General features: G+C 58.5%; 10 protein-coding genes. 3 read left to right on the top strand and 7 right to left on the bottom strand.

All coding sequences use genetic code 11. From position 1 onward, the window contains the following. Nucleotides 1-38: 38 nt before the first annotated feature. On the bottom strand, nucleotides 39-1,412 hold the full coding sequence (xseA, locus tag F3I15_RS12785) for an exodeoxyribonuclease VII large subunit (protein ID WP_150018163.1): 1,374 nt from the start codon (nucleotides 1,410-1,412) through the stop codon (nucleotides 39-41). A 169-nt stretch (nucleotides 1,413-1,581) separates the two neighbouring features. Between xseA and guaB the strand changes: the two genes are divergently transcribed. The 3 genes from guaB to F3I15_RS12800 all read left to right on the top strand — a co-directional run bounded on the left by guaB (nucleotide 1,582) and on the right by F3I15_RS12800 (nucleotide 5,649). Next, nucleotides 1,582-3,048, top strand: a complete 1,467-nt coding sequence (gene guaB / locus F3I15_RS12790) for an IMP dehydrogenase (protein WP_150018164.1) — start codon at nucleotides 1,582-1,584, stop codon at nucleotides 3,046-3,048. Between the two features lie 72 nt (nucleotides 3,049-3,120). Next, nucleotides 3,121-4,701 (top strand): glutamine-hydrolyzing GMP synthase, encoded by a 1,581-nt coding sequence (gene guaA / locus F3I15_RS12795; protein WP_108569447.1) that lies wholly within the window; start codon nucleotides 3,121-3,123, stop codon nucleotides 4,699-4,701. 171 nt (nucleotides 4,702-4,872) lie between these two features. Continuing rightward, nucleotides 4,873-5,649 (top strand): DUF3750 domain-containing protein, encoded by a 777-nt coding sequence (locus F3I15_RS12800; RefSeq protein ID WP_039379583.1) that lies wholly within the window; start codon nucleotides 4,873-4,875, stop codon nucleotides 5,647-5,649. A 32-nt stretch (nucleotides 5,650-5,681) separates the two neighbouring features. Here F3I15_RS12800 and F3I15_RS12805 read toward each other — a convergent pair whose 3' ends face one another. The 6 genes from F3I15_RS12805 to ppk1 all read right to left on the bottom strand — a co-directional run bounded on the left by F3I15_RS12805 (nucleotide 5,682) and on the right by ppk1 (nucleotide 11,981). Beyond that, nucleotides 5,682-5,861, bottom strand: coding sequence for a DUF2158 domain-containing protein (locus tag F3I15_RS12805; protein WP_104085283.1), 180 nt, complete (start codon nucleotides 5,859-5,861; stop codon nucleotides 5,682-5,684). 70 nt (nucleotides 5,862-5,931) lie between these two features. After that, nucleotides 5,932-7,365: a magnesium transporter gene (mgtE, locus tag F3I15_RS12810; protein WP_150018165.1), complete on the bottom strand. Its 1,434-nt coding sequence runs from the start codon at nucleotides 7,363-7,365 to the stop codon at nucleotides 5,932-5,934. 85 nt (nucleotides 7,366-7,450) lie between these two features. After that, on the bottom strand, nucleotides 7,451-7,636 hold the full coding sequence (locus F3I15_RS12815) for a YfgG family protein (protein WP_039379573.1): 186 nt from the start codon (nucleotides 7,634-7,636) through the stop codon (nucleotides 7,451-7,453). Nucleotides 7,637-7,764: 128 nt separating this feature from the next. After that, the gene (gene tehB / locus F3I15_RS12820; RefSeq protein WP_150018166.1) at nucleotides 7,765-8,364 is read right to left on the bottom strand and encodes a tellurite resistance methyltransferase TehB; all 600 of its coding nucleotides are present in this window, start codon (nucleotides 8,362-8,364) and stop codon (nucleotides 7,765-7,767) included. A gap of 27 nt (nucleotides 8,365-8,391) precedes the next feature. Next, a complete protein-coding gene (gene ppx, locus F3I15_RS12825) occupies nucleotides 8,392-9,915 on the bottom strand; it encodes an exopolyphosphatase (protein ID WP_150018167.1) in 1,524 nt (507 codons plus the stop codon). 5 nt (nucleotides 9,916-9,920) lie between these two features. Continuing rightward, a complete protein-coding gene (ppk1, locus tag F3I15_RS12830) occupies nucleotides 9,921-11,981 on the bottom strand; it encodes a polyphosphate kinase 1 (protein ID WP_039379564.1) in 2,061 nt (686 codons plus the stop codon). Nucleotides 11,982-12,050 lie beyond the last annotated feature (69 nt).

Below are 12,050 nucleotides of genomic sequence, written 5' to 3' on the forward strand. Positions count from 1 at the left end.
AACGTGCAGGCAGGGAGGGGATCTCCCTGCCGGACTGGTCAGGACTGGCGGGGTTTACGGCGGCGTTTCAGCGGCGTGAGGGCGGTGACTTCGCTCTCCACCCAGCCATCTTCCAGCCGGGTGCGCAGCCTGTCGCCCGGCTGCAGCGGCGCGATCTGTTTTACAACCTCGCCCTGCGCATCGGTGGTAACGCTGAAGCCGCGCGCCAGCGTCGCCAGCGGACTGACCCCTTCGAGCTGCGCCATCAGCGTGCCAAAGCGCTGGCGATCCTGCCCCAGCTGCTGCTGCATGCTCTGCTGCAGCCGGTAGTGCCAGTGCGCAAGCTGCTGCTGCGCGCGCAGGATGCGCCCCTGTGGCTGCTGCGCACTGAGCCGCTGCAGCAGCCGATCCTGCTGGCGCTGCGCGCTGCGCAGCTGCCGATCGGCGGCTGCGCCTAAGCGACGCTGCAGCTGAAACAGGGCGGTCTGCTGCCGCGCCAGGCGCAGCTGCGGATGCTGCTGCTGCAGGCGATGCTGAAGCTGCGTGAGGTAACGCAGCTTCCCGGCGAGATAGTAGTCCATCGCCATCTCCATGCGCTGCTGCTGTGACTGCAGCTGCCGCAGCAGCTCAACCTGATTGCGGCTGACAATCTCAGCGGCGGCAGAGGGCGTGGGCGCGCGCAGATCGGCGACAAAATCGGCGATGGTGACATCCGTTTCATGCCCCACGGCGCTGACCACCGGCAGGCGGCTGGCAAAAATCGCACGCGCCACGCGCTCATCGTTGAAGCACCAGAGATCCTCCAGCGAGCCGCCGCCGCGCCCGACAATCAGCACGTCACATTCGTTGCGCTGGTTGGCCAGTTCGATGGCACGCACAACGGCAGCGGGCGCATCGGCACCCTGCACCACGGTGGGGTAGATAACCACCGGGAGTGAGGGATCGCGGCGGTGCAGCACGCGCAGCACATCATGCAGCGCGGCGCCGGTTGCGGAGGTGATCACCCCGACCTGGCGGGCCGGATCGGGCAGCGGCTGTTTGAACTGCTGATCGAACAACCCTTCTGCGCTGAGCTGCGCTTTCAGCTGCTCAAACTGCTGCTGCAGCAGGCCTTCACCCGCCGGATGCATGCTTTCAACGATTAACTGATAGTCGCCGCGCGGCTCATACAGCGTGACGCTGGCCCGCACCAGCACCTGCTGCCCGTGCTGCGGCCGGAACGTCACGCGCCGGTTGCTGTTGCGGAACATCGCGCAGCGCACCTGGGCGCCATCATCTTTCAGCGTGAAGTACCAGTGGCCGGACGCGGGCTGCGTGAAATTGGAGATCTCAGCGCTGAGCCACACCAGGCCCATCTCATTTTCCAGCAGCGTGCGCACCGTGGTGTTGAGGCGGCTGACGGTAAAAATATTGGCGGTTGCAGGTAGCGACATGTGATGAAGATCAAATTTTAAATCAGAGGGTTAATTCATCGATACTACAGGGCTGCTGCGCAGGATCAAGACTTTTTCAGAAAAAGCAGTAGAGGCAATCGGTTTCGTCCTGTATAATGCCGCGGCAATATTTTATCTGTTTTCAACGCCCCCAGGTGGAGATATTGCAATGCTAAGAATCGCGAAAGAAGCCCTCACATTTGACGACGTCCTGCTCGTTCCCGCTCACTCCACTGTATTGCCCAACACCGCTGACCTCAGCACCCAACTGACTAAAAACATCCGTCTGAACATTCCTATGCTCTCTGCGGCGATGGATACCGTGACCGAAGCGGGTCTGGCGATCGCGCTGGCACAGGAAGGCGGCCTCGGCTTTATTCATAAAAATATGTCGATTGAGCGTCAGGCTGATGAAGTGCGTAAGGTGAAAAAGCATGAGAGTGGCGTGGTAACAGAGCCGCAGACCGTGCTGCCAACCACGACGCTGGCGGAAGTGAAAGAGCTTACCGATCGCAACGGCTTCGCCGGCTATCCGGTCGTCAACGCCGGTAACGAGCTGGTGGGGATCATCACCGGTCGCGATGTGCGCTTTGTAACCGATCTGTCGCTGCCGGTTACCGCGGTCATGACGCCGAAAGAGCGTCTGGTTACGGTAAAAGAGGGGGAGGCGCGCGAAGTGGTGCTGCAGAGGATGCATGAAAAGCGCGTTGAAAAAGCGCTGGTGGTAGATGAGAGCTTCCACCTGCTGGGCATGATTACCGTAAAAGATTTCCAGAAAGCTGAACGTAAACCTAACGCCTGTAAAGATGCGCAGGGCCGTCTGCGTGTAGGTGCGGCGGTGGGTGCCGGCGCCGGTAACGAAGAGCGCGTGGATGCGCTGGTTGCCGCGGGCGTTGATGTGCTGCTGATTGACTCTTCGCACGGCCACTCTGAAGGCGTACTGCAGCGCATTCGTGAAACCCGCGCCAAATATCCTGACCTTGAAATCATTGGCGGCAACGTTGCCACCGGCGCCGGTGCCCTGGCGCTGGCTGAAGCGGGCGTTAGCGCGGTGAAAGTAGGTATCGGTCCCGGCTCTATCTGCACCACCCGTATCGTCACCGGCGTGGGCGTTCCGCAGATCACCGCTGTTTCTGACGCCGTTGCGGCGCTGGAAGGCACCGGTATTCCGGTCGTGGCAGATGGCGGTATCCGCTTCTCCGGCGATATCGCTAAAGCGATCGCTGCAGGCGCAGCCGCAGTGATGGTTGGCTCTATGCTGGCCGGCACCGAAGAGTCTCCGGGCGAGATCGAACTCTATCAGGGGCGCGCATTCAAATCGTACCGCGGCATGGGCTCGCTCGGCGCAATGTCCAAAGGCTCTTCTGACCGTTACTTCCAGACCGACAACGCCGCAGATAAGCTGGTGCCGGAAGGCATCGAAGGCCGCGTTGCCTATAAAGGCCGCCTGAAAGAGATCGTCCATCAGCAGATGGGTGGCCTGCGCTCCTGCATGGGTCTGACCGGCTGCCCGACCATTGATGACCTGCGCACCAAAGCGGAGTTTGTCCGCATCAGCGGCGCCGGCATCAATGAGAGTCACGTGCACGATGTGACCATCACCAAAGAGTCACCGAACTACCGCATGGGTTCCTGATCCCTGAAGATTTCCCGCCCGGCTCTGGCCGGGCGCTTTTATTGTTAAGTCCATCCCACTGGAAATGCCTCAATGACGACTGAAAATATTCATAAACATCGTATCCTGATCCTCGATTTTGGTTCGCAGTATACGCAGCTGGTTGCGCGCCGCGTGCGTGAGCTGGGCGTCTACTGCGAACTCTGGGCGTGGGATGTCACCGAAGAGCAAATCCGTGCGTTTAATCCGAACGGAATTATCCTGTCAGGTGGCCCTGAGAGCACCACCGAGCTGGACAGCCCGCGTGCGCCTGAGTACGTCTTTAACGCTGGTGTGCCGGTACTGGGCGTCTGCTACGGCATGCAGACCATGGCGATGCAGCTGGGCGGCAAGGTTGAAGGCTCAAATGAGCGCGAGTTTGGCTATGCGCAGGTGGAAGTCACCACGCAGAGCGCGCTGGTGCGTGATATCGAAGATGCGATCAGCGCCGCCGGCAAGCCGCTCCTGGATGTCTGGATGAGCCACGGCGATAAAGTCACCGCAATTCCGGCTGACTTCGTCACCGTCGCCAGCACTGAAACCTGTCCGTTTGCAATCATGGCGAATGAAGAGAAGAAATTTTACGGCGTGCAGTTCCATCCGGAAGTGACGCACACCCGTCAGGGACTGCGCATGCTGGAGCGCTTTATCCGCGATATCTGCGGCTGTGAAGCGCTCTGGACGCCGGCGAAAATCATTGAAGACGCCGTTGAGCGTATCCGCCAGCAGGTAGGCAGCGACCGCGTGATCCTCGGCCTCTCCGGCGGCGTTGACTCCTCGGTGACCGCGATGCTGCTGCACCGCGCCATTGGCGATCGCCTGACCTGCGTATTTGTTGATAACGGTCTGCTGCGCCTGAATGAAGCGGAGCAGGTGATGGATATGTTTGGCGACCATTTCGGTCTGAACATTGTCCACGTACCGGCGGAAGCGCGCTTCCTCGATGCGCTGGCGGGTGAAAACGATCCGGAAGCCAAGCGTAAAATCATCGGCCGCGTGTTTGTTGAGGTGTTCGATGAAGAAGCGCTGAAGCTGACCGAAGTGAAGTGGCTGGCGCAGGGCACCATCTATCCGGACGTAATTGAGTCCGCCGCTTCTGCCACCGGTAAAGCGCACGTCATCAAATCGCACCATAACGTGGGTGGCCTGCCGAAAGAGATGAAGATGGGCCTGGTTGAGCCGCTGAAAGAGCTGTTCAAAGATGAAGTGCGCAAGATCGGTCTTGAGCTGGGCCTGCCATATGACATGCTCTATCGTCACCCGTTCCCGGGACCCGGTCTCGGCGTGCGCGTGCTGGGCGAAGTGAAGAAAGAGTATTGCGATCTGCTGCGCCGCGCCGACGCCATCTTTATTGAGGAGCTGCGCAAAGCGGATCTCTACAATAAAGTGAGCCAGGCGTTTACCGTGTTCCTGCCGGTGCGTTCCGTTGGCGTAATGGGCGACGGCCGTAAGTATGACTGGGTCGTCTCACTGCGCGCGGTGGAAACCATCGACTTTATGACCGCACACTGGGCGCATCTGCCATACGATTTCCTTGGCCGCGTCTCCAACCGCATCATCAATGAAGTCAACGGCATCTCCCGCGTGGTGTATGACATCTCCGGTAAGCCACCGGCGACGATTGAGTGGGAATAACCCCCTCCTGACATAAAGCCCGCCGCGTGCGGGCTTTTTTATGGCTGAAGCGCAGCGGCAGCACACGATGATGTGTTTGCCTTCGTATTGCCTGCCAGCGCATAGTTGGTGAATAAACAGACGCCGTTTTGCTGCATAATGGCGCACTTTTTCTCTGCCCGGACACCCTGAATGCTGCCTGTGAAACTTATCCTGCTGACTTTTCTTTGCGCCGTGATCCTGTCGCTGGCGGCGAGCCTGGCGCAGGCGACGCGCAGCGGCGACCTGCAGACCGGGCAGGGCGGCTGGGCCACCGCGCGGCGCGACTCCGCCGGACTCGCACCCGATCCGCAGCGCTACGCCAGCGAGGCGGTGGTGCAGGTCTATGCGGCACCTACTTACGGCTGGAAAGGCGCGGTGGCGGTGCATCCGTGGATCATCTTTAAGCGCGCCGGCGAGACGCAATATAACCGCTATGAGGTGATCAGCTGGGGCAGCGGTGACAAGGTGCGGCGTAACCGCAACCTGCCGGATGGCTACTGGTATGGCGCCCGTCCGCGTCTGCTGGTGGATCACCGCGGGGCGGCAGCGCAGGCGATGATCCCGCAGATTGAGGCGGCAATCCGCTCTTACCCGTGGCCCGCCACCTATCGCGCCTGGCCGGGACCAAACAGCAATACCTTTCTGGCGCATATTGGTCGCGAAGTGCCGGCGCTGAAGCTCGACCTGCCGGCAAATGCGGTTGGTAAGGATTACCGCTCGCTGCTGCACCCGATAGGGCTGCCGCCATCGGGGCGCGGTCTGCAGTTGTCGCTGCTGGGCGTACTGGGCGTGACGGTCGGTGCGGAAGAGGGGGTTGAGATGAACCTGCTGGGGCTTAATCTGGGCGTGGATTTCACGCCGCTACGGCTGCGGCTGCCGTTTATTGGCGGTATCGGCCGGGATAACGTGCAGAAGGATAATCCCTGACGGGGCGCCGCGAATTGCGGCGCGCCGGGCACTCAGCAGACGCCGAAGTCGCCCTCTTCATGATAGAGATTGACGCTGTCTGCTCTAATCTCAATCTCTTTTTTCAGCGGGTCGTCGATACGGGCGCACCAGAGCATATCGCCCTCTGCACGCAGCACCTGCATTTTAGGACCACCGGTTTTCGACTGCACAAAATCGCCTGCGTTAAACATGCTGTATCTCCATCGGATAAGAGTATGAGTGAGTGTAGCTGCGCCAGTATAAAGGCGCAGCTGTCATGCCTCAGTGCGGCAGTAAAAACAGCGTGGCCAGACCGAGAAAGATAAAGAAGCCGCCGGTGTCGGTAAGCGCGGTGATCAGCACGCTGGACCCCACCGCCGGATCACGCTTCATTTTGGTCATGATCAGCGGAATAAGCACGCCCATCAGCGCCGCCAGCAGCAGGTTCAGCACCATCGCCAGCATCATCACGCCGCCAAGCTGAATATTGTCATACATCAGCCAGGTGATGCCGCCCATAATGCCGCCCCAGAACAGGCCGTTGATCAGCGCCACGCCCAGCTCGCGACCAATCAGAAAGGAGAAGTTGCCAGGCTCCACCTGATGCAGCGCCAGCGCGCGCACAATCATGGTAATGGTCTGGTTGCCGGTATTGCCGCCAATGCCCGCCACGATCGGCATCAGAGTCGCGAGCGCCACCAGTTGTGAAATCGTGGCTTCAAACAGGCCGATGACGCGCGAGGCGATAAATGCGGTGCAGAGGTTAATCGCCAGCCACGTCCAGCGCTTGCTCACCGCTTTACGCACCGGCGCAAAGACATCCTCCTCCTGGCTGATCCCGCCCATTTTACGGATGTTGCTCTCATTCTCCTGGTTAACCAGATCGATCACATCCTCAACGGTAATACGGCCAATCAGTTTGCCTTTGGCGTCGGTAACGGCGGCAGAGATCAGGTTATAGCGCTCAAAGGCGCTGGCGGCATCCTCGGCGTTGTCATTGAGCTGAAACGTAGTGGGGCGGGGATTCATCACATCTGCGACCAGCGTTTTGGGCTTATTGAGCAGAATATCGGTCAGCGGCAGCTCGCCGAGCAGCTGGTTTTGCGCATTGGTGATAAATATTTTATCGGTGCCGTTGGGCATACTGCTGCGCTTGCGCAGAAAGCGCAGCACCGTGGCAAGGGTGACGTCGGCGCGCACGGTGAGAATATTGAAATCCATAATGCGGCCTACGCGGTCGCGATCGAGCTCAATCACATCGAGCAGGCGCGCGCGCAGCTGCGGCTCCAGCGTGGTCAGCAGGCGGCCGGTCAGATCGCGCGACAGATAGCGCGCCAGATAAACCTGATCGTCGATATCCAGCGGTTCAATCGCGCGCAGGATCTCGCGGTCGCTCATGCCCTCGGTGAGGCTCTCCCAGACGGTCTCTGAGGCTTCAACCAGCACGCGACCACGCTGTTCGGAGGGCACCAGCTGCCAGAGCGCCCGGCGCTCCTCTTCCGGCAGCGCTTCCAGAATATCAGCGAGGTCGGCGGCGTGCAGCGGGGCCAGCTCCTGCTCCAGCTGCTGGCGCCAGGCGGCTACTTCGCGCAGTTCTGCCGCGTTGAGATCGACGGATTTATCCAGCAGGACATCCACTAAGTCCTGTTTGCTCAGCAGCAGTGAAAGAATGCGCTGGCGGGATTCGGTTAGTTGTTGTGCGTGCGAGGCAGACATAACGCGTCCTTTGTGTCTGTAAAGTCAGCACAAAGTGTAGCGTGTTACCGCCAGAACGGGCAGAACAAAGGCGCCAGTTGCAGCGTTAGCGTGTCTCGCTGCTGCTCAGCGTTGCCGGTTCCGGCAGGGTCTTTTTCTGCTGATGATGCTCAATGGCACCGGGAATGATAAAGATCAGGCGACCAGCCAGAATAAAAAAGCTGATCAGCAAAACGATGCGGGTCATGGTGCCGGTTTTGGGACGTCTTCGTGGTGATAGGGCGCTGTTCACGCGGGTGTTCCTGTTGATACCCTTCAGGGCGATAGCAATATTTAGTCACAGTTGCCGGGCGGGGTCAATCGCTGTATGAAAAATAAGCACGGAAGCGATGCATCAGGCGCCGCGAACCGTGCTCTGCTTCAGTAGCTCGCCTTTTGCGCCAGCAAAGTAGCAAACTGACATTTGATACGGTTGCCGTCAGCGTCACGACGGTGCAGTTCGCCGACATCCTCGTTATATTTTACGATGTGCCAGTTGCGGTAGTAGTGGCTCAGCTCGCCCGATTTAAAGGTAAACGGAAACGCCTGCGTATTGGGGTAGTCAGCGGTGCTCATCGCCGCCACAATCAGGTTGTAGCCATACTTCTGCGTACTGGCCTGCATATCGGCAATCAGCTGCGGGATCGTCTCCGGCTGCAGAAACATCATCACCACCGTCGAGAGCACAAACTGATAGCTGCCGTTGAAGCGCAGCTGGTTGAGATCGCACAGCGCCGTCTGAATATTCGGCAGCTGTTCGGCAGCAATAATCGTATTCAGGTAGTCAAGGCTTGCCGGATTAGCGTCCCAGGCGGTGACGTTAAAGCCGTGCTGGCTGAGATAAAGGCTGTTGCGGCCTTTACCGCAGCCGAGATCCAGCGCGTTGCCCGGCGTCAGCTTCGGCAGCGCCGCGCGCACTTCAGAGTGCACCGGCGATAAATCATATTTTTCTGTAAACCAGTTATCAGGGCGTATTGTCATTGTCAGACAGCGGGCGGACGGCCCGCGTTACTCCTCTTCCAGCAGCAGTTTCCAGCCGGTTACATCGCTCCAGTACGCCTGCTCGCGCTCCAGATCGAGCTGCACCAGCGTATTCTGGCTGAGAAAACCGGCCGGGAAGGTGAGCGTCCAGTGACCATCGTCCGTTGAGAGCTTCAGTGCATCGGGGCGCGTGGTCGCCTGACGCTGGTTATTCAGCAGCGTGCCGAGGCGCAGCAGAAAAATCATCGGCAGCACCTGCTTTTTCTTAAACAGGGTAAAGCGCGGGATCTCATCCTGCTTCACCGCTTTACGATGGAAGCGTACCAGCGTGGCGATCAGCATCTGTTGATCCTGATTAAAGCCAGGCATATTGGAGTGCTGCAGGATATAGGCGGAGTGCCGCTGCATACCGCTGTGATTAATGGTCAGCCCGACCTCATGCAGCAGCGCCGCCCATTTCAGCAGAGCGGTCAGCTGCGGGTTCGCCTGTTTCGGATTCTGCTCCTGCCACTGCAGATAGAGCTGCTCTGTCGTCTCCAGCACGCGGCGCGCCTGATCGCTGTCGATCGCATAGTGGTTCGCCAGACTCTGTGCGGTGCGGCTGCGGATATCCTGATGGCGGAAACGGCCCTCCATCTCATAGAGTACGCCTTCGCGCAGCGCGCCGTCAGAGAGGCGCAGTTCGCGGATTGCCAGAGCATCAAAGACGCCGCACAGAATCGCAAGGCCAGGCACAAACACCGCTTTGCGCTCTTCAGATAAGCCCGGCAGGCTCAGCGCGTCAAAGGATTTATGCTTCAGCACTTCACCGACCAGCATATCGAGATTGTCAGGCGTCACGCGCTTCTCTTTCTCGCCCATTGCCAGCAGCACTTCACAGGCGGCTTTGATGCTGCCGGAGGCGCCCAGCGCATATTGCCAGCCGTGCAGGCGATACTGCCACGCCAGCGTCTCCAGCTTGTGCGTAGCGGCGAGGCGGGCGCGGCGGAAATTATCCTGGCTGATTTCGCCTTTCGGAAAATAGAGGTTAGCGAAGCTGACGCAGCCCATGCGGCGGCTCTCAACCAGCTGCGGCTCAAAATCCTCGCCGATCACCAGCTCGGTTGACCCGCCGCCGATATCGATAACCAGCTTGCGCCCTTTTTCTGGCTGAGTGTGCTCAACGCCCATAAAGATCAGGCGCGCCTCTTCGTTACCGGAGATCACCTCAATCGGATAGGGGATCACCTCTGCGGCGCGCTGCAAAAACTCTTCGGCATTGGTCGCGATGCGCAGCGTGTGCGTGCCGACAATGGTCACGTTGGCGGCGCTAAAGCCCTGCAGTCGCTCAGCGAACAGGGCCAGGCAGCTCAGGCCGCGCACTATCGCCTCTTCGCTCAGCCGGTTCTGCGCGTCCAGCCCGTCAGCCAGGTGCACCCGCTGCTTGAGGCGTCCCAGAACCTGCATGGCGCCATCCACCACGCGGGCGATCACCATATGAAAACTGTTTGAGCCGAGATCGATGGCCGCAAATTCCTGCGGCTTCGGCGTACTCTTCGGAGTAATTGGCATAGGCGTTATTCGGGTTGTTCCAGTCTCTTGATGTAATCGTAAATCGCCAGCTGCGAGCGCACTTTCCTGCGATTGCCGCGCGGAACATAACGGTTACTCAGCTCTTTGTCTACGATACGTGCTTTCACCGTATCACTTAACAGAATGGCGATAATATCCAGAATCCGCTGTTTAAGACGCGGATCGAGCACCGCCACGGCGACCTCAATGCGGTAATCGATGTTGCGCGTCATCCAGTCAGCCGAAGAGAGAAACACCTTTTTCTCACCGCCATTTTCAAAAATATACACCCGGTCGTGCTCAAGATAACGATCAACAATGCTGGTGATGCGAATATTTTCGCTGATGCCTGGCAGGTCCGGGATCAGCGAGCACATACCGCGCACCAGCAGGTTAATTTTCACCCCGGCTGACGAGGCTGCATAGAGCCTGTCGACCAGGCCATTGTCTACCAGGTTATTGATTTTAAGGGTTATCCCGCACGGCTTGCTCTGCTGCGCATTGGCGATCTCGGTATCGATCAGCTGATAGAGTACGGCCCGCGAATTCTGCGGCGACACCATCAGATGTTCAAAAGTAACCGGGCGATAGGGGTTCTCAATGAAGTTAAATACGCGGCGGACTTCGTTCGTGATGCGCGCGTCAGCGGTCAGCAGAGAGTAGTCGGTATACAGGCGCGCGGTCTTCTCATTAAAGTTGCCGGTGCCGATATGCGCATAGCGCACCACCTCTTCACCTTCGCGGCGGGAAATCAGAAACAGCTTGGCGTGAATTTTCAGACCAGGCGCAGAGAAAATAACGTGCACGCCCGCCTCAGTCAGCCGCTTGGCCCAGTGGATATTCGCCTCTTCATCAAAGCGCGCCTGCAGCTCAACCACCACCGTCACTTTTTTGCCGTTATGCGCCGCGTGGATCATCGCATCCATAATGCGGGAGTGTTTGGCTACGCGATAGATATTGATTTTAATCGCCAGCACGCTGGGATCGAACGACGCCTGACGCAGCAGCTCCAGCACATGCTCAAAGGTGTGATAGGGGTAGTAGAGCAGCACATCGCGATCGCGGATGGCGTCAAAGCCATTGCGGAAGCCATCAAAGCCGATGTGGCGGATCTGCGGCAGCGGCCGGTTGACCAGGTTACTTTTGCCGACGTTGGGAAAGCCGATAAAATCTTTGAAGTTATGGTAGCGGCCGCCTGGCACAATGGAGTCATAGTTAGAGATAGAGAGCTTGTGGCGCAGCATCTCCACCATGGCATCGGGCATATCGCGCTGGTAGACAAAGCGCACCGGTTCGGCAGTAAGCCGCTGCTTCAGGCTGGAGGACATCAGCTCCAGCAGGCTCGACTCCATCTCCGTGACCAGGTCATATTCGGCATCGCGCGTCATTTTCATGGAGTAGGCGTTCAGCGCATCGTAGTCAAAGAAGCCTTTAAAAATCTCATCCAGGCAGTAGCGCAGAATGTTATCCAGCAGGATCATCGGCTTGCGACGGCGCGGTGACTCGGCCGGCAGGTTGATAAAACGCGGCACTTTGTCTGACGGGATCTCCAGCAGCGCATAGCGGATATCCTCGCCGCGAATGATCTCCACCGCCAGATAGGTGTAGTCATCCTTAAGAAACTCAATCAGATCGGTGTCATGGTTGATCAGGATCGGCGTAACGTGCTGACGCAGCTGATGTTTGAAATAGTGGCGCAGCCACTCCTGCTGATTGGGTGAGAGCTGGCGTTCGTTGATCAGGAAAATCTGGTTGCGCGCCATCTCCAGCAGCAGTTCATTATAGAGCGCGTCAAACTCCTGATCGGACTTCAGTACCCGCTGCTGGATCTTTTTCAGCAGATGCCGCAGGGGAGTGGGTTTACCCTGCTCTTCGCTGATCAGAATGCGCCGCTTCAGATCGGCAAAGCGCACCTTGTAGAACTCTTCAAGGTTATTGGAATAGATCCCTAAAAACCGCATGCGCTCAATCAGCGGGTTACTTTTATCCGCCGCTTCCTGCAGCACACGTTCATTAAAGGATAACCAGCTTATTTCTTTTTCTATATACAGCTTTTCCTGACCCATTCTGACTCCGTGATGCTGTGGCGGGACGATATGTCCGGCGCAAGGCGCGCAGTGGTGCGGCTCCGCTCA

This window comes from Pantoea sp. M_9, from assembly GCF_008631385.1.
Lineage (GTDB): Bacteria > Pseudomonadota > Gammaproteobacteria > Enterobacterales > Enterobacteriaceae > Pantoea > Pantoea eucrina.